This window comes from Microcoleus sp. BM001215392 (assembly GCF_036700185.1).
GTDB lineage: Bacteria > Cyanobacteriota > Cyanobacteriia > Cyanobacteriales > Microcoleaceae > Microcoleus.
In genome coordinates this window covers 1-23,018 of sequence record NZ_JAUBOJ010000068.1, presented here as the reverse complement: position 1 = coordinate 23,018, position 23,018 = coordinate 1, and the positions used below count along the sequence as shown (strand labels likewise).

Sequence of the window (23,018 nt, the reverse complement as noted above, 5' to 3'; positions counted from 1 at the left end):
CTTGTGACTTGGCTATGCCTGAGCTCGTTCCTATTTCTCAGACCTGAATCCTTACCCCAGCAGTTTTATATTCATTGCCTAATATTGCAGTTATTGAGTTTTAATTAAGCTGCTTCGCCGACGGTTTAAAAAAGTACCCCACTCCCTATAATCAGTTTATTAAGTCAAAGTTAATTTGGCAAGACATAGTTAGCACAAGACGAACTTCTACCCGGTAAGTCCCGAATGCTCTTGTCCAACCGATGTTTTGGGGGGCTAAGGGCGAACAAAACCCTGATTCACGATCGCATCAGCTCGATTTTTGACCGAACCGATTAATCGCATATTTCCGAATCACAGGCTGCAACCTAAACAAATCCTGACCCACTTCTGTTTCAATTAGCGATCGCCAACTCAGCGACTCCAAAACATTCATCAATACCGAACTAGATATATCCGCCGAAATTCGCTCTCGCAATTGATTGAAAGAAACAGGCTTATTAATTGCACCCAACTGACAAATTACCTTAATTTCAAGATTAGTTAAACGCTCGAACATCAGGAATAAAACTCCCTCTATTTGACCCAAAAATACCGTACCAGTTTTGAGAAAATCCGAAGCTTTCCCAGCAAACAAATTGACAACCGTTGCCGAAATCATCCACAGCGCTAAAGGATTTCCTTCGTACCTGTCAATAAAATCATGCCATTCTCTTTCCTCAACTAACCCTATATCTTTGAGAATTTGCTGTGCTGCTTCATTTGTCAAGCCGCCGAGTTTGTGAGAGCGAACGAGGCGGTTTCGAGCTGCCAATAATGAAATTTCATTAGGTTTTTCGGAACTTGTAAATAGCAAACAGCTTTGATGGTTCAATTCGCCTACTTTTTGGAAAAATCTACCGTAATCCTGATATCCTTCTCGGTATTTTCCAGCTAATTTACCAGTTTCCATAATTGCTTCGATACCGTCAATTATTAGCAAACAGCGGTGCGCGCTCAAACACTCGATCGCCCGCGAGATCGCCTCAGATGGTGTTGCTGGTAAATTCGTTTTTGGTTCGTTACAGATGAAGGAAATTATTTCTGCCAAAAAGCTATTTAATGAAGTAGGGCGATCGAGACTGCGCCAAATAATGCGATCGAAATCGTGCTGAATTTGCTTTCCCAGCTTCACAGCCAGAGAAGTTTTGCCAATTCCGCCCATCCCGAACAGCGCTACCAGCCGGCATTTATCGGCGACAATCCACCGTTTTAGTTCGGTTAATTCTTCCGCGCGCCCGTAGAAAATAGACACGTCAGGGGCTTCTCCCCAATCTTGTCTGCAACGGGAGCTCGCCACTTCTGGTAAGTTTTTGGGTTGTTGTGTAGCAGGTGATGGGGAGCGATCGTATTGCTCAAATACATTTCTAAAGCTTTTTTTGCTGACTTTTTTCCCTAATTTCGATGACAGAATCCGCCACAAATCCGATCCCACTTCCTTGACATAACTGTCAGCACAGTTGCAATCCTCGGCAATTTTCTCGTAAGTTTTGCCTTCCAAAGCCTTTTTAAATATATCTGTTTGCAAATCGGTTGGGGATTTCCCAGTCTCAGCTAAAAAAGATGCCTTTGCAAATTCCAACGCTGTGTTAACGTCCATGCTTGGGACTTATCCAAATATTATTCTTCAGGATAACCCATTTTCGGCTCAACTGATATCTTGCACAATTGCCGATCGAGGGTTTGTTTGTGGGGTGGGGCGGGTGTAAAAGACGATCGAAGGCGCAGATTGTCGGTAAAACCCCCAAGGCGAGCGGATGCGTGAGAATGCTAACCTTCGGCGCGCACGCAACCTACCTTTTCCTACTTTTAGATTTCCCACCTACTTTTACCGACGAAATTGAGCTGTCAAACCAACCTACTGAAACCGATTTTCAGACGATAGTTTTTGAAACAAGATAGTAAGTATCGAAGCAAGGGAGAAGCGAAGTACACGCGTGCGCAGCTATCCCGATCGTGAATCGCCCTCCTGCAATTATCAACTTTTCACTATTTAATTTAGCAACGCAAGGATAACCCTCATGTCACAAGAAACAGCTAATGCAATGAGATTTAAATGCGCTCCTAGCGAAGGAGTTTTCAAAGGCAAAGAAATTGAAGGAAAGCTCGATATCAAAGTCAACGTTGAATCGGTTACTGACAAACCCAAAGATCCGCCGAAGCCCGCACCTTTTACGTGGGAGGTATTCTTATTTGCATTGGCTGTTGCGTTAGTTGCAAATCACGCATCTGGCGATCCAGCAGGGATGAGAAATTATCATAAAACGCAGCAACAGTCTTCTCACCATCAGGTTTTGCGGTAATAGAGGTCTGAGCGCAACCGAAATTGATATGATTTGTAGGGTGCGCAGTGCGCACCTTACCCCCCATCGATCGCACTCGATCTCAAAACTTTTTAGGTATGTTGATTTGGAGAAATGCGATCGCGCATACCTTCTTCCCATGTAAAACAGGCGTCTCCCCTGTCAGTTTCTGCGGTTTTGTCCCCCTACCTAGCCCGCACAACCAGCACCGAACAAGGAGCCTCAGCCACAACCTCAGCACTCACCGAACCCTCCAAAATCCGCTTCAAACCAGTCAAACCGCGACAGCCGATCGCAATTAAATCCGCTTTATAAATATTAGCCAAACGCAAAATTTCCTCGGCCGGTTCCCCCGCCACAATCTCCAACTCACTCTCGCAAGGCAACATTTCCTGATAAGATTGCAACAACTTCTCTACTTCTCGATAAGCAATCTCATTTCCCTGAGCGTGAGGTCGATCGACCTCCGCATCAAAATCCAACGTACCAGAACTCACAACATGAACTAAAATCACCTTCGCTGTCGGTTCTAGTTTAAACTGATCCACAGCTTGCAAAACCTGTGCTGCAAATTCAGAATTATCGATCGCCACCAAAACTGTATTCAATATAATGCACCTTTAAATCTCAGATATTAGACTTTAAACTTCTGATTGATAGCCGCCTACTTTCCACAATTTAGCGCTTCCCACCACAGCATCATTACTACACAGAAACCCGGTTTCTTAACATAATTACTTCATTCAGTTGACAGTTGACAGTTGACAGTTGACAGCGAATTCTACCAGAAAGTCCGAGGATTGGAGTAAAATAGTCTTATTTTAATTTCTCCTTACAAGCGAGAGGCTTTCCAGCAATTCTTTCTGGTAATTTAAGCAATATAAGCTGTTCTACATTTAAATTGTATGTCAAAAATCACTTAAACACTATTGTCGGATGGGCTTTGAGCAGCGTCCCGAATATACAATTTAAATGCGCAACAGCTTATTGGAAGAAACCGGGTTTCTTAAGCCCGAAGTGCTTCAACAGTTGACAGTTGACAGTTGACAGTTGACAGTTTGAGAGCGAACTCTACCCTTAAGTCCGAGGATTGAAGTAATAAATAGTCCGATCTTAATTTATCCCTCAAATACTTGGGGCTTTCAACCAATTCTTTCTGGTAAATCTCGATCGCCAACTTCAAATCTACCATCTAAAATTCATCATCCCCCTCATTTTCAGTCCGCAAGCGCACCGAATCAGCGTGAGAAGGTAAACCCTCAGCTTCGGCCAAAACATTAATCGCCCTACTCACCTTCTTCAGCGCAGCCGGCGAATATTGAATCAAACTCGAATGCTTCATAAAAGTTTCCACACCCAGCGGCGAAGCATAGCGCGGAGCACCAGAAGTCGGCAAAGTATGATTCGGCCCAGCCAAATAATCGCCCACAGCTTCCGGTGTGGAACAGCCCAGGAAAATCGCCCCAGCGTGCCGAATTTGGTCGAGCAAAGCCCAGGGATCTGCCACTTGCAATTCCAAGTGTTCGGGAGCAAACTCGTTAGAGAGTTCCGCCGCGGCTTTCATAGAATCAACCACTACAACTAAACCGTAATTGGCGATCGCCTTTTCCGTCAAAGTCCGGCGCGGGTGATTTGTCAACTGTCTGTCTACTTCAGCCACCACCTTTCTAGCCAACACCGAATCCGCCGTCAGCAAAATGGCCGACGCCATCGAATCGTGCTCGGCTTGAGCCAACATATCCGCAGCTACGTGTACCGGATTCGCCGTAGCATCAGCAATAATCAGCACCTCCGACGGCCCCGCCAGAGAATCGATCCCTACAGTTCCGTACACCAGTTTTTTCGCCAGCGTTACGTAAATATTCCCCGGCCCGGTGATTAAATCTACCTTGGGAATAGTTTCTGTACCGTAGGCCAAGGCTGCGATCGCCTGGGCCCCGCCTACCCGATAAATCTCATCAACTCCCGCCTCCTGAGCCGCTACCAGCACCGCAGGATTCATTTTCTTCTCCTGTCCGGGGGGAGTACACATCACCAGTTTCGGAACCTTGGCGACCGAAGCTGGCACCGCATTCATGATCACCGAGCTGGGATAGGACGCCTGACCGCCAGGGATGTAAATTCCCGCGCGATCGACCGGCGTGTAGCGCTTACCCAAAACAATCTCATCATCACCAAACTGCACCCAAGATTTGGGCACGCGCTGTCGGTGAAACGCCTCTACCTGTTTGCAAGCAAGCCGGATGGCATTTAATAATTCTTTCGATATTTGCTGATAAGCAGCATCCAATTCGGCGCCACTCACGCGCAAATCTGTCGCATTTAGGGTGATGCGGTCAAATTCAGCAGTATATTGCAGCACAGCCTGATCGCCTTTGCGCCTTACAGCTTGCAGCACCTCGCGCACGGTGGCTTCTTTGTGAATAACAAGTTCGTCGTGGGTGCGATCGCAGATTCGTCGCAGTTCAGCTTGTGCCTCAACCCACTGAGTAATAATTCGCAGCATGGAGATTAGGAATGCCGTCAATAATTCACTAACATTTGCTTGACAATTGGCGATTTTTGTGACTATCTCCTGGATAAGTCAGCCACCACCAGTCCACAAGCTTCAACCGCGAGATTCCCGGCAGTTTCAAAGGCTTCAGTGCAGCGTTATAAATCTCTGTCGATGATTTTGCAACACTGAGAGCTTTTCTAGGAATTGCTCGCCAGACCATCGGGTGCGGAGGGAGAGAGAGCCAGAGAGCCAGAGCGTCAGAGGGTCAGAGGGCCAGAGGCTCCAGAGGGAGAGGGGAAAAATTTTCTGCCCTTTTCCTTCTGCACTCTGCCTTCTGCCTTCTGCACTCTGCCTTCTGCCTTCTGCCCTCTGCCTTCTGCCTTCGACGAAGCCCAAATAACCCGTACTCTTTGTTATAGCTTAACTTGGATTTTTCAGGGAATGAGATTTTGGGCCGAATAGATGCTATATTGGTTTTTCCAACACTTGATAATTTTTTATAAAAAACGCCAAGTTATTGTATACTTGAAAATTGCGCGCAATAAACCCTAACTTTAATTGGTGACGGTTGAAGCTGCGCAACCCGCCTCCCTAACACCCGTGTCATACCTTTGAGTGCCGTCAAGGGTAAAAAATGAGTAGTTAAATGAGTTAATCGATTTGAGACTTGAAATTTTCCATATTCGATTGACTCGCCTTGATGAATCAGGGAGCAGGAACAGCAGCAGCGTGACCAGATCGACTACGGGCGCAAGCTGCTAGTCGGTTGCTGGGTCTAAAATTGGCGGCGGCTCGCGGCAAGAGTACACCGCACTGTATCCGTTTCTGGGCGCAGTCAAAAAAAACATGGCGCGATCGCCAAAAAGTAGTCGGTGACTGAACTCAACCCGATCGACAGGCTAATGGCTGTCTGACTGATCCTTTAAAAATCAAGCTTTTTGTGGCTCGCTCCCGAAAAAGTTGTCCTACAAAACCCCGTGTCTTGAGACAATCTTGAGACAAAAATGTATCAATCAATACCTACTTCCAGTAACTGAACTATGGCAAATATTAAGTCCGCCGTCAAAAGAGTCAAAATCGCAGAGCGCAACCGCTTGTACAACAAGTCTTACAAGTCAGCGGTAAAAACTTTGATGAAAAAGTATTTTACAGCCGTTGACAAGTACGCCGCAGCTCCGACACCTGAGCTAATGCAAGAAATTCAGCAACGTATGTCAGAGGCATACAGCAAAATTGACAAAGCTGTGAAAAAAGGTGTACTGCACCGCAACAACGGCGCTCGCAAAAAATCCCGCTTGGCAAGAACCCTCAAGCCACACGAAACACAAGTAGCATCCTAAGACAGAACAAGGAAGTTCGGCAACGGATTGTGTAACGGATTTAACGGATTTAATGGATGCTGAGGGAAAAAGTCCGAGGGAAGCAGGAAGAAGGAAAAGAAAAGATTTTTCCCCTCTCTCCCGATCGCGCTATTCCCCTCTCAACCTTACCCGTCAACAACTCGGATGCTCTCGTATCACATATAATCTGCTTTGCCCATGCAGCTCATCGATACTCACGTTCATATCAACTTTGAGACTTTTAAGTCGGAGTTAGAAGCCATTCGAGAACGCTGGCGCGAAGCTGGTGTGGTTCGATTGGTTCATTCTTGTGTAGAACCCGAAGAGTTTGCCTCAATTCAAGCAATTGCCAATCAGTTTGCAGAAGTCTCCTTTGCGGTTGGACTCCACCCCCTAGATGCCGGCAAGTGGAAAGACGAGACTGCAAGCTTGATTAGGGAATTAGCAAGTTCTGACTCTCGGGTAGTGGCGATCGGCGAAACCGGACTGGACTTTTTTAAAGCAGACGATCGCCAACACCAGTTTAAAGTGTTTGAGGCACAGCTTGAAATTGCCCGGGAACTTGACAAACCAGTCATTATCCACTGTCGCGACGCCGCCGCCCCCATGGCTCAAATGCTGCGGGAATTTTGGCAAGAACGCGGGCCAGTGCGCGGTGTGATGCACTGCTGGGGAGGCACGCCCGAAGAAACCCAGTGGTTTTTAGACCTAGGTTTCTACATCAGTTTTAGCGGCACAGTCACCTTTAAAGGCGCCTTGCAAATACAAGAATCAGCTTGTATGGTAAATAGCGATCGCATCCTAGTCGAGACAGATTGCCCTTTTCTCGCCCCCGCACCCCAGCGGGGAAAACGCAACGAACCAGCTTACGTCTATTACGTAGCCGAGCAAGTTGCTAAATTGAGAGGAGTTTCTCTATTAACTTTGTCTCAGCAGACAACCGAAAATGCCTGTCAGCTATTCGGTCTTTCACTGTAGATAAAGCAGAGAAACCAGGAAAAAAGGTTGAGTGAGGGGCAAAGGATAGGGAAAACCCAATCTAGATGTTGCCAGGGAAACCGAATTCATCCTCGATCTGAGATTCTTAGGGAGTTGCCTGCTGCGATCGGATTTGCGTCCTATAATAAAAAGAACCAGCCGATCGGGCGATCGCTTGCTATCGGCGCCATCGCAGTCGTCGAACTGCGAGCTTCGGCGAGTGCCCGCTAACCTTCGGGGCAGGCAGAAACTTCAAGCAATACCTCGAATTTACACAACTTACACATCAGAAGAAACTTGGAAACTCGGCAATTTGGCAATAGCTGTCAAGTCAATTTTAGGAGTCAAATGTGTAGGGGATTTACCCTGAAACACCAAGAGATCGAAGCTAAAAGGATTTCGATCGAAGCCAGAATCCGCATAAAAACACTGCGAGCAACCAGTAATAATAACCGTTGCAGCAGTTGGCAGGCGATCTAAAACATCATATAAATTCTCTCACACAATCCATCAAAAAAACGCAACAAGGTAAAAACGCCAAGCCTTGGCGCCATGTAAAAAGCTAGAGCCACTGCGGAAAAAGGACACCCATGACCACTAAAGATTACACAGAATTCGCCTTCACCTTGCCCGACCTCATCGAAATCCAGCGGGCAAGTTTTCGCTGGTTCCTAGAAGCCGGACTGATCGAAGAACTCGACAGCTTCTCCCCAATTACAGACTACACGGGCAAGCTGGAACTGCATTTCATGGGCAAAGACTTCAAACTGAAGCGCCCGAAATACGACGTAGACGAAGCCAAGCGCCGGGACAGCACCTACTCGGTGCAAATGTACGTACCCACCCGTCTGATTAACAAAGAAACAGGTGAAATCAAAGAGCAAGAAGTCTTTATCGGCGATTTGCCTTTGATGACCGAGCGCGGCACTTTCATCATCAACGGCGCCGAACGAGTCATCGTCAACCAAATCGTGCGATCGCCCGGCGTATACTACAAATCGGAAACCGACAAAAACGGCCGCCGTTCCTACAACGCTTCTTTGATTCCCAACCGCGGCGCGTGGCTCAAGTTTGAGACCGACAAAAACGATTTAGTCTGGGTAAGAATTGACAAAACCCGCAAGCTGTCAGCCCAAGTCCTGCTCAAAGCCCTAGGCCTGACAGACGGCGAAATCTACGACAGTTTGCGCCACCCCGAATACTTCCAAAAGACGATCGAGAAAGAAGGACAATTCGGCGAAGAAGAAGCCCTAATGGAGCTCTACCGCAAACTGCGTCCGGGGGAACCCCCCACCGTAGCCGGAGGCGAACAACTCCTGCACTCGCGCTTTTTCGACCCCAAACGCTACGATTTGGGGAGAGTGGGTCGCTACAAACTCAACAAAAAACTGCGGTTGACAGTCCCCGATACGATGCGGGTACTGACATCCCAAGATATCTTGACCGCGATCGACTATCTGATCAACCTGGAATTCGACATCGGCTCCACCGATGACATCGACCACTTAGGCAACCGTCGCGTCCGCAGTGTCGGCGAACTACTGCAAAACCAAGTCAGAGTCGGACTCAACCGCCTAGAACGGATTATCCGCGAACGGATGACAGTATCCGATGCCGACTCCCTCTCGCCCGCCTCCCTAGTCAACCCCAAACCCCTGGTAGCAGCAATCAAGGAATTCTTCGGTTCCTCGCAGCTATCCCAGTTCATGGATCAAACCAATCCTTTAGCAGAACTGACCCACAAACGCCGGCTGTCCGCCCTCGGCCCTGGAGGCTTGACTCGGGAACGCGCAGGTTTCGCAGTGCGGGACATTCACCCGTCCCACTACGGCCGGATTTGCCCCATTGAAACACCAGAAGGCCCCAACGCCGGACTCATCGGCTCTTTGGCAACCCACGCCCGCGTCAACCCCTACGGCTTCATCGAAACTCCTTTTTACCCAGTCGAAAAAGGACAAGTATTGCGAGACAAAGCCCCGGTTTACATGACAGCCGATGAAGAAGACGACTTGCGCGTCGCCCCCGGAGACATCAGCCTCGACGAAAACAACAACCTCTTAGGCGAAACCGTAGCCGTCCGCTACCGCCAAGAATTCACCACCACCACCCCGATGCAGGTGGACTACATGGCGATTTCGCCGGTGCAAATCGTCTCCGTCGCCACCTCCCTGATCCCGTTCCTGGAACACGATGACGCTAACCGAGCTCTGATGGGATCGAATATGCAGCGGCAAGCTGTGCCGCTACTCAAACCCGAACGTCCCCTCGTCGGTACCGGCTTGGAAGCTCAAGCCGCCCGAGATTCCGGGATGGTGGTAGTTTCTAAGGTCAACGGCGAAGTAATTTACATAGATGCCACCCGGATTATTGTCAAGCCCCTGGCGGTAGATGCTGAGTCGAATTCCAGCGAAGAACATTTCATGATTCGCGAATACGACGACCTCAAAACCAAACAGCCCTCGGTGTGGAAGCAAAAATATGCCGGCTGCATCGAGCACGAACTGCAAAAATATCAGCGCTCTAACCAGGATACCTGTTTAAACCAGCGCCCGCTGATCTATGAGGGCGATCGCGTCGTAGCAGGTCAAGTGCTCGCCGACGGTTCCTCCACCGAAGGCGCCGAACTCGCCCTAGGACACAACATCCTCGTAGCATATATGCCCTGGGAGGGATACAACTACGAAGACGCCATGCTCATTAGCGAGCGCTTGGTGTACGAAGACGTATACACTTCGATCCACATTGAAAAATACGAAATCGAAGCCCGCCAAACCAAACTCGGCCCAGAAGAAATCACCCGGGAAATACCCAACGTTGGCGAAGACGCCCTGCGCCAGCTAGACGAACAAGGTATCATCCGTAAAGGCGCTTGGGTAGAAGCCAGCGACATTTTGGTAGGGAAGGTGACACCCAAAGGTGAATCCGACCAACCCCCCGAAGAAAAACTGCTCAGAGCAATCTTCGGCGAAAAAGCCCGAGACGTGCGCGACAACTCGCTCCGCGTCCCCAACGGCGAAAAAGGCCGCGTCGTAGACGTGCGCGTTTTTACCCGCGAACAAGGCGACGAACTGCCCCCCGGCGCCAACATGGTAGTCCGCGTCTACGTAGCCCAAAAACGCAAAATTCAAGTCGGCGACAAAATGGCCGGCCGCCACGGTAACAAAGGTATCGTCTCCCGGATTTTGCCCATGGAAGATATGCCCTATCTCCCCGATGGTACCCCAGTAGACATCGTGCTCAATCCCTTGGGCGTACCGTCCCGGATGAACGTCGGTCAAATTTTCGAGTGCTTGCTAGGCTGGGCGGGCGAAAATCTGTCGATGCGGTTCAAAATGGTACCGTTTGATGAAATGCACGGCGCTGAAAAGTCGCGGGAAACCGTTCACGGCAAATTGCAGGAAGCGCGCGAAAAAACAGGTAAACCCTGGGTATTTAACGAAAAAACCCCCGGTAAAACTATTGTCTACGACGGCCGCACCGGCGAAGCATTCGATCGCCCCGTCACCGTCGGCATCGCCTATATGCTCAAACTCGTCCACTTGGTAGACGACAAAATCCACGCCCGGAGCACCGGGCCTTACTCGCTGGTAACGCAACAGCCCTTGGGCGGCAAAGCCCAGCAGGGCGGCCAGCGGTTCGGGGAAATGGAAGTTTGGGCCCTCGAAGCCTTCGGCGCAGCTTATACTTTGCAAGAGTTGCTGACTGTCAAATCGGACGATATGCAGGGCAGAAATGAAGCTTTGAATGCCATTGTTAAGGGCAAAGCCATCCCTCGCCCCGGTACGCCGGAATCGTTCAAAGTGCTGATGCGGGAGTTGCAATCTTTGTGTCTCGACATAGCCGTACACAAGGTGAATACGAACGACGAAGGTAGCGAGCACGTAGAGGTTGATTTGATGGCGGATGCTGGCGGGCGGCGATCGCCCTCCAGGCCTACTTACGAATCGCTTTCTCGCGACGAAGACGAAGATTAGAGATTGAAGATTAAAGATTTTTTAGTAATATTCAATTCTAAAATCTTTAATCGACAATCTCAAAATAAAATGCCTCAGTAGTGTTCGTACCACTCCTGAGGCGAATCAACGCTCTAACAAGGAGAGACGCTGACATGATTATTGTAACAGTTATCCCCGGAATTGAAGGAGAATTCGATCGGGCGACAGGCTGTATTAACTGGCAAGGTAGTAAGTTTGGCAACGGTTACGGGCGCAAATGGCTCGATGGCAAAACGGTATTAGTCCACCGATTAGTCCTCGAATCAAAAATACCAGGATTCCTCGATTCCAATTATTTTGCTTGCCACACCTGCGATAATCCAAGCTGCATCAACCCCGCACATCTGGTAGCCGGATCGGCTGCTGAGAACACGGGACAGATGATGGGGCGCGATCGCAAAACTCCCAGACGCAAAAGTATTCCGGGAAGTGGTAAATTGTCTATCCAACAACTGCGAGAAATTCAGATAAAATATTTATCTGGAACAGTCAAGAACCACCTAGCAAGAGAGTATGGGGTACAACATGAAACTATTACTAAGATACTTCAGACAAATATCCCCGATAACTTCACCACAGTTTCTCCACGCTTTGTAGGAGAAATTCAAGACAACGGCTGCATATTTTTCCAAGGCGCAAAAGACGGTGCTGGCTATGGCAAGTATTTTACAAAAGATGGAAAACAGGCAACAGTTACTCGTGCTGTTTTAGCAGAGAAATTAGGATATGAACTTCCTACTTATATGGATGCTTGCCATAGTTGCGACACTCCCAGTTGTATTAATCCAGAACACCTCTGGGCTGGTACTCGTTCTCAGAATTTATTAGATGCTTCCAAGAAAGGACGCACCCAAGGAAAAAGTCATCCTCTTTTCAATGCCAAATTAGACTGGGAGAAGGTGCGAGAAATCCGGCAAAAACTAGCAGCAGGAGAGAGAATGAAGGATGTAGCTGAAGCATACAGTGTCGGCCGCAAAACTATACACGATATTAAATATCACGTCACTTGGAAGCAAGAAGGCGAAGAAGTTCCCATTCCTCGCATGGGTGGATATCTCGATCGCAAACTGACTTTTGCTCAAATACAGGATGTGCGAGAACGAATCAAAGCCGGAGAATCCCTTGCTAAAATTGCTCCAGAGTTTGGAGTGTCCAAAAGTGTTATTTCTGATATTAAAAATAATATCACTTATAAAGGAGTCTGACATTGATTTAGTAGCTAAAGAATCAATCAAAAAAGATAAATCACGGTCAATATTTTCTAGTAAATCATCAATTGGAGTCAAGAATGGCTAAGATAGAACAAAGATTTGATTACGTAAAGATTGGGCTAGCTTCACCAGAAAGAATTCGACAATGGGGAGAGAGAACTTTACCCAATGGTCAGCTTACTGGAGAAGTGACAAAACCTGAGACGATCAACTACCGGACATTAAAACCTGAGATGGATGGCTTGTTTTGCGAGCGCATTTTTGGGCCTGCAAAAGATTGGGAATGTCATTGTGGTAAGTACAAACGAGTTCGCCATAGAGGCATTGTTTGCGAGAGATGCGGTGTAGAAGTCACTGAATCTCGCGTCCGCCGCCACCGGATGGGATTTATTAAACTAGCAGCTCCAGTAGCTCACGTTTGGTATCTAAAAGGCATCCCGAGTTACATGGCAATTTTATTAGATATGCCGCTGCGCGATGTCGAACAAATTGTCTATTTCAATGCCTATGTTGTGCTGAATGCTGGTAATGCAGAAAAGCTGCAATACAAGCAATTGCTCACGGAAGATGCTTGGCTGGAAATAGAAGATGAACTTTACAGCGAAGATTCTACGCTGACGGGTGTAGAAGTAGGAATTGGTGCAGAAGCTTTGCAAGTTTTGCTGCAAAACATTCCGTTAGAAAGCGAAGCAGAAAAGTTGCGGGAAGACATCGCCAATGCTAAAGGGCAAAAACGCGCGAAGTTGATTAAACGCTTGCGGGTAATTGACAACTTTATCGCTACTGGTTCTCATCCCGATTGGATGGTGCTTAATGTGATTCCGGTGATTCCGCCCGACTTGCGGCCGATGGTACAGCTAGACGGTGGACGTTTTGCAACGAGTGACCTTAATGACCTTTATCGGAGAGTTATTAACCGCAATAATCGCTTGGCCAGATTGCAAGAAATTTTGGCGCCGGAAATTATCATCCGCAACGAAAAGCGGATGTTACAAGAAGCTGTAGATGCGCTGATTGATAACGGTCGTCGCGGCCGGACTGTGGTGGGCGCCAACAACCGCCCGCTGAAGTCGCTGTCGGACATTATTGAAGGGAAACAAGGTCGTTTCCGGCAAAACTTGCTGGGTAAACGGGTTGACTACTCTGGACGTTCGGTAATTGTGGTGGGCCCGAAACTGAAGATTCATCAGTGCGGTTTACCGAGGGAAATGGCGATCGAGCTTTTCCAACCTTTCGTCATCCACCGCCTGATCCGCCAAGGACTCGTCAACAACATCAAAGCAGCCAAAAAACTGATTCAACGCAACGATCCCAGCGTTTGGGACGTGCTGCAAGAGGTGATTGAAGGACACCCCGTCATGCTGAACCGCGCGCCGACGCTGCACCGTTTGGGGATTCAAGCCTTTGAGCCGATTTTGGTAGATGGAAGGGCGATTCAGCTTCACCCGCTAGTCTGTCCGGCTTTTAACGCTGACTTTGACGGCGACCAAATGGCGGTACACGTGCCTTTGTCCCTGGAATCTCAGGCGGAAGCGCGTTTGCTGATGCTGGCTTCTAACAACATTATGTCGCCGGCAACCGGAAGACCGATCGTCACTCCTTCTCAAGACATGGTACTCGGTTGCTATTACTTGACAGCCGAAAATCCCCACGCTCAAAAAGGAGCCGGTCACTACTTCTCCAACCTCACCGACGCCGTTGTAGCTTACGAGCAAGGAGTCGTGGACTTGCACTCCTACGTGTGGGTGAGATTTCAAGGCGCGATCGAAAACACAGAACCTGAGGGAGAACCGCTAAAGGTAGAAACCTCCGTTGACGGTATGGTGACGAAAGAGTACAAGTTCCGCCGGACTCGAGAAGACAGAGAGGGTAATTTACTCAATCAGTTTATTCGTACTACTCCGGGCCGGATTATCTATCACCAAACAATCGAATCGGTAATCAACAATTAGGAATTGGGTAATCGGTAATCGGTAATGGGTCAGTCTTGGACGAAAAAAATGGTTTGATGCGCTAGACAGCGGTAAGGTGCGCATTGCGCACCCTACATATAAGTTTGATGCGCTAGACAGCGGTAAGGTGCGCATTGCGCACCCTACATATAAATGTTATGCGACCTAAATTCTGTACTGCTTACCAATTACCAGTTACCAATGACCAATGACCAATGACCAATAACCAAATTACTAACAGCAGAAAAATGACAGAAAATAAGGAAAAGAAAGAAATTGTTTTTCGCAATCGAGTTGTTGACAAAGGTCAGCTCAAAAAATTAATTTCTTGGTCTTTCATGAACTATGGAACGGCCCGCACAGCACAAATGGCAGACAAACTCAAAGACTTGGGTTTCCGCTTTGCCACGCGCGCCGGAGTTTCGATTAGCGTAGACGACCTGCAAGTACCGCCAATCAAACGACAACTGCTCGAAGCAGCCGAAGAAGAAATCCGGATTACCGAACAAAAATATACCAGAGGCGAAATCACCGAAGTAGAACGCTTCCAAAAAGTAATCGACACCTGGAACAGCACCTCAGAAGACCTCAAAGACGAAGTAGTCAAAAACTTCCGAGCCACAGACCCGCTCAACTCGGTCTACATGATGGCCTTCTCCGGCGCCCGGGGTAACATCTCCCAAGTGCGGCAGCTCGTCGGAATGCGCGGATTGATGGCAGACCCCCAAGGCGAAATCATCGACTTGCCAATTAAAACCAACTTCCGCGAAGGCTTGACCGTTACCGAATACATCATTTCCTCCTACGGAGCCCGCAAAGGCTTAGTAGATACCGCCCTCCGCACCGCCGACTCCGGCTACCTCACCCGCCGGTTAGTCGATGTATCCCAAGATGTGATCGTGCGCGAAGTAGACTGCGGCACCCAGCGCGGAATTCGCGTCCGTCCCATGACCGACGGAGCAACCGTGCTGATTCCCCTCAAAGATCGCCTGCTCGGCCGCGTGTTCGCCCAAGACGCGGTACACCCCAAAACCAAAGAAATCGTATCCTACGGCAGCGAAAAAGCCGTGCGCAACCAACCAATTACCGAAGAACTCGCAGGCGAAATCGGTAAAGCCGGAGTCGCAGAAGTTTATCTGCGATCGCCCCTCACCTGCGAAGCCACCCGTTCCGTTTGCCAATGCTGCTACGGTTGGAGCCTCGCCCACTCCAAAATGGTAGACATGGGAGAAGCGATCGGAATTATCGCCGCCCAGTCGATCGGCGAACCGGGAACCCAACTCACCATGCGCACCTTCCACACAGGCGGCGTATTTACCGGAGAAGTCGCCAAACAAGAACGCGCACCATTTTCCGGCACCGCCAAATTTAAAAACCTGCGCACCCGCGCCTTCCGTACCAGACACGGCGAAGAAGCCCTAGTCGCCGAAAACAACGGCAAACTCGTATTAGAGGGCGAAGGCTACGAAGAAGGCAAATCCGGCGCCAAAAATCAGAAACTCAAAGTAGAATTCGCGATCGCCCAAGGCTCAACAGTCATGGTCAAAGACGGACAGCACGCCATCCTCGGACAAATCCTCGCGGAAGTGCCCATCGTCGGACGCGCCGCCCGCAAAACCACCGAAAAAGTCACAACCGACGTAGCCTCCGACCTCGCCGGCGAAACCAAATTTGCCGACCTAGTACCCGAAGAAAAAACTGACCGTCAGGGCAACACCACCCGCACCGCCAGCCGCGGCGGACTGATTTGGATACTCTCAGGCGAAGTCTATAACCTACCCCCCGGAGCCGAACCAGCAGTCAAAAACGGCTCGCGCATCACAGCCGAAAGCGTCATCGCCGAAACCAAACTAATCTCCGAACACGGCGGCGTAGTCCGCATCGCCGACGAACGAGAAATCGAAATCATCACCGCCCAAGTCCTCCTCGACCAAGCCATCGTCCGCGCCGAAAGCGCCGGCGGCCGCGAACACTACATCATCGAAACCAGCTCCAACCAACGCTTCTCCCTCAAAACAGCCCCCGGTAGCAAAGTCATCAACGGCGAAGTCGTCGCCGAACTCCTCGACGACAGCTACCGCACCGCCACCGGAGGCATCGTCAAATACGCCGGAGTCGAAGTCCACAAACGCGGCAAAGCCAAACAAGGGCTAGAAGTAGTCAAAGGCGGCACCCTGCTGTGGATTCCCGAAGAATGCCACGAAGTCAACAAAGACATCTCCCTACTTCTAGTAGAAGACGGTCAATACGTCGAAGCCGGCACCGAAGTCGTCAAAGACATCTTCTGCCAAACCAGCGGCGCCGTAGAAGTCACCCAGAAAAACGACATCCTCCGGGAAATCGTGATCAAACCCGGAACCCTCCACTCAGTCGATCGCCCCCCGCTCACTTTTGGCGAAGGTCAAATAGTCAACGCCGGTCAAGAAATCTTCCCCGGCTTAATTGCCGAAGAACTCGGCTATGCCGAATACATCGAAACCCCCGAAGGCCCAGCCTTACTGCTGCGCCCCGTCATCGAATTCCCAGTACCCGACAAACCACCCGTACCCTCCCAGACCGCCCTCAACGAATCGATCGCCCTCAAAGCAGTCCAGCGCCTCCCCTACAAAGACGGAGAGCGCGTCAAATCCGTTGAAGGACTCGAACTGTTGCGGACTCAGCTCATCTTAGAAATCGGTTCCGGCGCCCCCCAACTGGCAGCCGATATCGAACTCCTACCCGACGGCGAAGACAGCGACTCAGAGAGCGCCGACGCTTTTGAGCCGACTCCAAACGCCGACGGAGCTAACCGCGACCTAGTTTTAGTCGAACCCGAGAGCGATCGCACCTCAAAAGCATTCCGCTTACAGCTCGTAATTCTAGAATCCCTAGTAATTCGGCGCGACGTATCCGCAGACCCCACCCAAGGCAGCACCCACACCCGGCTGTTAGTAGAAGACGGACAATCCATCGCCCCCGGCGCCGTAGTCGCCCGCACCGAAATCCTCTGCAAAGAAGCAGGCATCGTCCGCGGCATCCGCGAAGGACAAGGCGAACCCATCCGCAGATTGTTAGTCATGCGCGACGCCGACTCCATCTCAGTTTCCGTCGCCGGCACCCCAGAAGTTAGCCCCGGTCAACTCCTGGTCGCCGGCACCGAAGTCGCCCCCGGCATCATCCTCGAAGAATCGGGTCAAGTCGTCAAAGTCATACCCGCATCCGATAGCGAACCCGCCCGAATTTTACTTCGGGTAGCCCGCCCTTACCGCGTCTCCGCAGGAGCCGTACTCCACGTAGACGACGGCGACCTAGTGCAGCGCGGCGACAACCTCGTCATCCTCGTCTTCGAGCGCGCCAAAACCGGAGACATCATCCAAGGCTTGCCCCGCATCGAAGAACTGCTCGAAGGACGCAAACCAAAAGAAGCCTGCATCCTCGCCAAACGTCCCGGCACTGCTCAAGTAGCTGTAGACGACGACGTTGTAGAACTCGCCGTAGTCGAAGACGACGGCCGCATCGAGCAATATCCCTTACTCCCCGGTCAAAACCCCATCGTCTCCGACGGACAGCGCGTCGGCGTCGCCGAAGCCCTCACCGACGGGCCCGCCAACCCCCACGAAATTCTCGAAGTATTCTTCCACGTCCTCAAAGAACGCCAACCCACCTTCGAGGCTGCTTTGGAGAGTTTCCAACAAGTCCAAACTTTCCTCGTCAACGAAGTGCAATCCGTCTATCAGTCTCAAGGCGTAGATATTTCCGACAAACACATCGAAGTCATCGTCCGCCAAATGACCAACAAAGTGCGCATGGAAGACGGCGGCGACACCACCATGCTCCCGGGCGAGTTAGTCGAACTGCGCCAAGTCGAACAAGTCAACGAGGCGATGTCCATCACTGGCGGCGCCCCCGCCGACTACACCCCCGTGCTGCTGGGGATTACCAAAGCCTCGCTGAATACCGACAGCTTCATTTCCGCCGCTTCCTTCCAAGAAACCACCCGCGTTTTGACCGAAGCTGCGATCGAAGGCAAATCCGACTGGCTGCGCGGACTCAAAGAAAACGTGATCATCGGCCGCCTGATTCCCGCCGGCACCGGCTTCAATGCCTACGAAGATGCCAGCGTTCAAGATGCCGGTTTTGACGGTGCCGTGTTTGACGAAGAACTCCACGACTTGCAGGAAGATGTGGTCTTGGACGATCGCACAGCCCGCCGCGCTTATACGATCGAAAGTCCTTTTGATGTCAGCCGCACCCCTGAGGTTGAGGCTGATGATGATTTTGAGGAAGTTGAGGTTGATGACGACGATTTTGTCGGCTTGGCTGACGAGGATTCTTTGGAAGCCGGTGCTGACGATGATGAGGATATCGATTATGACTTCGATGAGGACGAAGATTAATTTCAAAATTTAGGCTACCGCGCAGCTAGCAGTCTTGCAAAAGCTGCGCGGTGTTTTTTGGTTCAACAGCAACGTACTCTCTTACGCCTTTGATGAATTGAAAATTCTGATGTTGTTTTGTTTTCTCACTCGCAGAGCACGAGCAAAGTGATAGCATTTTGAACTCGCAGGATTAGTTCAACGCGATCCTTAGTATCCGCTGAAGGCTGAAGGTTTTGGTCAGAAGGCATCAGTTACAATCGCCAACAAATGGATAGTTAAAGAGTTTTAATTGTTGGAAATTACCAAACAATTAAAACTCTGACTAATTATTAGGAATCTCTGAATTATTCCTGATGTTTAAGACTTCGCTCTTGTTTAGGGAAGCAAAGCCTTGATGCGATCGACAAACTCTTGATGGTCAACCACAGGTTTGGAGATGTAACCGTCTGCACCGCTTTGATCTAGAAAGGTTTCTCTATCACCGGCCATCGCGTGAGCAGTTACCAAAATAATCGGCAGCGAGGCTGTCTGCGGGTCGGCTTTCAGCAGTTGAGTAATCTTGATGCCGTCTACGGCTTTTCCCTGGTACACGCTCCGCGAAAGAGACACGTCCATTAATATCAAATCGGCTTCACCGGATGCTGCAATCTGCATTACTTCTTCCACGTTTTCCGTGTGCTTCACGGCTAAGCCCCCCCGCTTAGTCAGTATTTTGGAAAAAACCCGAGCATTGACCAAATCGTCCTCTACAATCAGAACGGTTTTCATAAATAAATATGGGAAGTATGGAAACTTTGCGACTTTAGTCCAAAGAGGAACACGGCACGGGGACTACATTCCCCGTCAAAAATGCAGAATTTTTCGCGCTCTGGGCCGGGAACCCTGCAAAACCCGCATATATATCATCGATCCGCTAAATGTCAGAGGATGTGCAGATGCTCAGCAGCGCACAGTACCATAATTTAGACTACTACACACAGACAGTTTAGTTGTTTTTGAGACCTAGATGTGACACTGGTGAGAGTCTCACGATTCCCCGCTAGCCGGTTTCTAGTATCCTATTTTTGGATCGAACCTGGGACTGACAGTCGGTGAGGTGTGACAATTATTTGGTTTCCTGCTTTTAGAATCCAGCAACGTTTATGCAGGTACTGTGGCCCCAACATTTGGAGTAGCGAATCTAGCAGGAGATTGTTGGAGATTCCCAATTGTCAGTCCAGAACCATCGCTCTGGGCTAAAAAAATGAGGCTTCGGCCGATCGACCAAAGGCGGACTACCAAGGCTATCGATGTGACCTTTTAAGTGCTGAATTCTTCAATATCGGCATTTGTGAGCGATTATAAGGAAAAGCATGACTGTGAATTAACCTTCTCGCGGCGAGGGGTAAATAGACAGGCAGGCACAAAGGTCGGCAACATAGAGGTTAGTGTAAGAGTGGAGAGCAAGAGGCAAGTCTTGCCCGTCTTCGGTATTCTCACCAGTGCTTTCACCGATTAAATTTATTTTGCTCCTCCCGCGCTCGCGGTTTTGTCGAACTTTCGGTTCGCTCGGCGGGCAAACGCTTTTCATTCAAGACAGGCAACCTGAGCATTATTGACAGAGGCTGTCTGCACTCAGGAATTAACGGACATAAGGACTCATGGCCAAACAACTCAACCTACTTTCCGGGCAAGTAATTTCTACGGCTCTGCACGCCGAGATGCAGCAATCGTACCTCGAATATGCCATGAGTGTGATTGTCGGGCGAGCTTTGCCTGATGTCCGCGACGGTTTAAAACCTGTTCACCGTCGAATTTTATACGCGATGCACGAACTCGGTTTGACGCCAGACCGACCTTACCGCAAGTGCGCCCGGGTAGTTGGAGATGTTTTGGGAAAATATCACCCCCACGGCGACCAGTCGGTTTACGACGCTTTGGTGCGAATGGTTCAGGAGTTTTCGAGCCGCTATCCTTTGCTAGCAGGTCACGGCAATTTCGGCTCGGTGGACAATGACCCGGCTGCTGCGATGCGTTACACGGAAACTAGGCTGGCATCGATCGCCCACGAAGCTATGCTAACCCAAGTTGGCGACGCAACTGTTGATTTTACTGCCAATTTTGACAGTTCCCAGCAGGAACCCACGGCGCTACCAGCTCAGTTGCCGTTTTTGGTACTCAACGGCTGTAGTGGCATTGCTGTGGGAATGGCAACCAATATCCCGCCCCACAATTTGGGCGAGGTGGTAGATGGTTTAATTGCTTTGATTGAAAACCCGGATCTCTCAGACGAGAAGTTGCTGGAACTGATCCCTGGCCCTGATTTCCCCACCGGAGGGGAAATTGTCGCCGCTGAGGGCATTTTTGATGCCTACACTAAGGGTCGAGGCAGCATTGCGGTCAGGGGTGTGGCTGGGGTGGAAGAAGTGCCGGGAAATCGCAAGGTGCGCACTAAAACCGCGATCGTAGTGACGGAATTTCCGTTTCAAGTCAATAAAGCCGCTTGGATTGAAAAGGTCGCAGATTTGGTGAATGCCGGTCGCCTCGACGGTATTGCAGATTTGCGCGATGAGAGCGATCGCGACGGGATTCGAGTTGTGATTGAACTCAAGCGGGAATTTACCCCTGAAGCGGTTCTGGCTCGACTTTACCAACAAACTGACCTGCAAACAAATTTTGGTGCAATTTTGCTGGCAATTGTTAACGGTCAACCGCGACAGTTGACTCTGAGACAGTTATTGCAGGAATTTCTGAATTTCCGAGAATTAACTCTCACCCGCCGCTACAATTACGAGTTGCAGGCGGCAGAACGCCGCTGTCACATTGTTCAAGGCTTAATGTTGGCTTTGACAAATCTTGATACTGCGATCGACATTCTCAGAAATTCTCCAGACGGCACTACTGCTAAGCAAACTTTCCAAGTTCGACTCGATTTGAGCGAAAGTCAAGCTGATGCGATTTTGGCGATGCCGATGCGCCGGTTGACTGGTTTGGAAAGGCAAAATTTGCAGTCAGAGTTTGATGAGTTGATGGCGAGCATTCAAGAATTGCAGCGGTTGTTGAGCGACAGGCGCGAACTTTTGAAGGCTTTGAAAAAGGAATTTCGATCGCTAAAACGTAAGTACGCTGACCCACGCCGCACAAAATTTGCGCGGGGTGCAGGAGGTGAGGGAAAAGCCGAACCGCAAGTTTCTAGTAAGAAAAATTCTGGTCTTAAGCCGTTGTTGCCGGCAACAGTTCAGTCTAACTTATTGCCCGTGGCAGAAGCCGAGGAAACTATTGTTGAATTTACCCACAAGCAGTACGTGCGCCGTACACCTGCGGGGGAACGCGCGCGCTCGAAAAGTCGCGAAAAATTGGTTCCAGCTTTAGAAAAAAATGAGGATTTTATTGTGACGGCAAAGGTGACCAAAACCGATCGCACTTTGGTCGTCCTCACTCCTAATGGCAAAGCTTACCCGCTCAAAGTGGCGGATATTCCTAGCAGCCCAAAAGACCGCGGCACGCCGATTGTCAGTTTGTTGTCGCCGAGTGCTACTAAAGAAAGTGCAGGCCGCGCTTTTTCGGAAATTACCATCGCACACTTTATTTTGCCAGATAGTTCGGAAGCAGCAGATTTAGTAACTCTGACTCAGCAAGGGAAAATTAAGCGCTTGCCAATGCAGGAATTTGCTGATTTGACTAATCGCGGCGTTACCGTTGTAAAACTCAAAGAGGACGATCGGCTGCGCAGTGCTAGTCTCAGCAAAGTTGGCGACCAAGTGGCCGTCGCAACTTCCGGAGGCCGAATCCTGCGATTTGATGTCGATGACGAACAACTGCCGCCCATGGGGCGCACCGCCCAAGGTTCTCAAGTAACGAGATTGCGCAAGCAGGAACAGTTGGTAGGCTGCATCACTATCGACCCGGAAGACAGTCTGGTGCTATTTTCAGAGTTGGGTTGGGCAAAACGAATGCCTGCGGGTTCTGTTAGGCTCACTAACCGCGGCGAAATTGGTACTCAAGCTTTTCGCTTTGCTGAGCCTAAGGATTCTTTAGTTGGCTTGCTGTCGGCTGTTCCGGGCGCGGATGTTAAACTTTTTACTAATTCTGGTCGCTGGCTGCGATCGGCTATTGATGCTATAGCTTTTTGGGGGAAAGATGCTCCGGGCGATCGGGTTTTTGACCTCAATCCCGGTGAAAGAATTATCAAGGTTATCAGCAGTCATTAGTCATTAGTCATGGGGAAGAAGTCATGGGGAAGAAGTCCTGCGCAGGGCATTGGGGAATTAATCTGACTTCTGAGTTCAACATCCATCCGTTAAATCATTTAAATCCTGTACGCTGCTCGTTACCAGAAAGAATTGGTTGAAAGCCCGCCCGCCCGATCGGGATCAATTAAAATCAG

At 49.8% G+C, this 23,018-nt stretch carries 12 protein-coding genes; 8 read left to right on the top strand and 4 right to left on the bottom strand.

All coding sequences use genetic code 11. The features are described from left to right. Positions 1-289: 289 nt before the first annotated feature. A complete protein-coding gene (locus QT974_RS10625; protein WP_333468452.1) occupies positions 290-1,618 on the bottom strand; it encodes an NB-ARC domain-containing protein in 1,329 nt (442 codons plus the stop codon). A 421-nt stretch (positions 1,619-2,039) separates the two neighbouring features. On the opposite strand from QT974_RS10625, the gene QT974_RS10620 reads away from it, so the two are divergent. Beyond that, positions 2,040-2,321 carry a hypothetical protein gene (locus QT974_RS10620; protein WP_333468451.1) on the top strand — a complete coding sequence of 94 codons (282 nt, stop codon included), beginning with the start codon at positions 2,040-2,042 and terminating at the stop codon, positions 2,319-2,321. Positions 2,322-2,506: 185 nt separating this feature from the next. Here the strand turns inward: QT974_RS10620 and QT974_RS10615 are convergent, their stop codons facing one another. Continuing rightward, positions 2,507-2,932, bottom strand: a complete 426-nt coding sequence (locus QT974_RS10615; RefSeq protein WP_333468454.1) for a universal stress protein — start codon at positions 2,930-2,932, stop codon at positions 2,507-2,509. A 581-nt stretch (positions 2,933-3,513) separates the two neighbouring features. Further along, the gene (hisD, locus tag QT974_RS10610) at positions 3,514-4,827 is read right to left on the bottom strand and encodes a histidinol dehydrogenase (protein ID WP_333468450.1); all 1,314 of its coding nucleotides are present in this window, start codon (positions 4,825-4,827) and stop codon (positions 3,514-3,516) included. A 1,031-nt stretch (positions 4,828-5,858) separates the two neighbouring features. Here hisD and rpsT point away from each other — a divergent pair. The 6 genes from rpsT (at position 5,859) to QT974_RS10580 (ending at position 18,670) form a co-directional block, all read left to right on the top strand. After that, positions 5,859-6,158 carry a 30S ribosomal protein S20 gene (rpsT, locus tag QT974_RS10605; protein ID WP_333468449.1) on the top strand — a complete coding sequence of 100 codons (300 nt, stop codon included), beginning with the start codon at positions 5,859-5,861 and terminating at the stop codon, positions 6,156-6,158. Positions 6,159-6,356: 198 nt separating this feature from the next. Further along, the gene (locus QT974_RS10600; protein WP_333468448.1) at positions 6,357-7,136 is read left to right on the top strand and encodes a TatD family hydrolase; all 780 of its coding nucleotides are present in this window, start codon (positions 6,357-6,359) and stop codon (positions 7,134-7,136) included. 590 nt (positions 7,137-7,726) lie between these two features. Then, entirely contained in the window at positions 7,727-11,110 is a 3,384-nt protein-coding gene (gene rpoB / locus QT974_RS10595) for a DNA-directed RNA polymerase subunit beta (protein WP_333468447.1), read from the top strand. Positions 11,111-11,244: 134 nt separating this feature from the next. Beyond that, positions 11,245-12,336, top strand: a complete 1,092-nt coding sequence (locus QT974_RS10590) for an HNH endonuclease (RefSeq protein WP_333468446.1) — start codon at positions 11,245-11,247, stop codon at positions 12,334-12,336. A gap of 83 nt (positions 12,337-12,419) precedes the next feature. Further along, positions 12,420-14,294: a DNA-directed RNA polymerase subunit gamma gene (locus tag QT974_RS10585; RefSeq protein WP_333468445.1), complete on the top strand. Its 1,875-nt coding sequence runs from the start codon at positions 12,420-12,422 to the stop codon at positions 14,292-14,294. A 248-nt stretch (positions 14,295-14,542) separates the two neighbouring features. Further along, complete coding sequence (locus QT974_RS10580; RefSeq protein ID WP_333468453.1) at positions 14,543-18,670, top strand: DNA-directed RNA polymerase subunit beta''; 4,128 nt, start codon at positions 14,543-14,545, stop codon at positions 18,668-18,670. Positions 18,671-19,027: 357 nt separating this feature from the next. Here QT974_RS10580 and QT974_RS10575 read toward each other — a convergent pair whose 3' ends face one another. After that, a complete protein-coding gene (locus QT974_RS10575) occupies positions 19,028-19,420 on the bottom strand; it encodes a response regulator (RefSeq protein ID WP_333468444.1) in 393 nt (130 codons plus the stop codon). An 872-nt stretch (positions 19,421-20,292) separates the two neighbouring features. Between QT974_RS10575 and QT974_RS10570 the strand changes: the two genes are divergently transcribed. Next, positions 20,293-22,842, top strand: coding sequence for a DNA gyrase/topoisomerase IV subunit A (locus QT974_RS10570; protein ID WP_333468443.1), 2,550 nt, complete (start codon positions 20,293-20,295; stop codon positions 22,840-22,842). Positions 22,843-23,018: the final 176 nt, after the last annotated feature.

What these genes read in the sequence shown, in the direction of transcription:
- QT974_RS10625 (WP_333468452.1), bottom strand. Translation starts at nt 1,618, where the DNA reads ATGGACGTTAACACAGCGTTGGAATTTGCAAAGGCATCTTTTTTAGCT.
- QT974_RS10620 (WP_333468451.1), top strand. Translation starts at nt 2,040, where the DNA reads ATGTCACAAGAAACAGCTAATGCAATGAGATTTAAATGCGCTCCTAGC.
- hisD (WP_333468450.1), bottom strand. Translation starts at nt 4,827, where the DNA reads ATGCTGCGAATTATTACTCAGTGGGTTGAGGCACAAGCTGAACTGCGA.
- rpsT (WP_333468449.1), top strand. Translation starts at nt 5,859, where the DNA reads ATGGCAAATATTAAGTCCGCCGTCAAAAGAGTCAAAATCGCAGAGCGC.
- QT974_RS10600 (WP_333468448.1), top strand. Translation starts at nt 6,357, where the DNA reads ATGCAGCTCATCGATACTCACGTTCATATCAACTTTGAGACTTTTAAG.
- rpoB (WP_333468447.1), top strand. Translation starts at nt 7,727, where the DNA reads ATGACCACTAAAGATTACACAGAATTCGCCTTCACCTTGCCCGACCTC.
- QT974_RS10590 (WP_333468446.1), top strand. Translation starts at nt 11,245, where the DNA reads ATGATTATTGTAACAGTTATCCCCGGAATTGAAGGAGAATTCGATCGG.
- QT974_RS10585 (WP_333468445.1), top strand. Translation starts at nt 12,420, where the DNA reads ATGGCTAAGATAGAACAAAGATTTGATTACGTAAAGATTGGGCTAGCT.
- QT974_RS10580 (WP_333468453.1), top strand. Translation starts at nt 14,543, where the DNA reads ATGACAGAAAATAAGGAAAAGAAAGAAATTGTTTTTCGCAATCGAGTT.
- QT974_RS10575 (WP_333468444.1), bottom strand. Translation starts at nt 19,420, where the DNA reads ATGAAAACCGTTCTGATTGTAGAGGACGATTTGGTCAATGCTCGGGTT.
- QT974_RS10570 (WP_333468443.1), top strand. Translation starts at nt 20,293, where the DNA reads ATGGCCAAACAACTCAACCTACTTTCCGGGCAAGTAATTTCTACGGCT.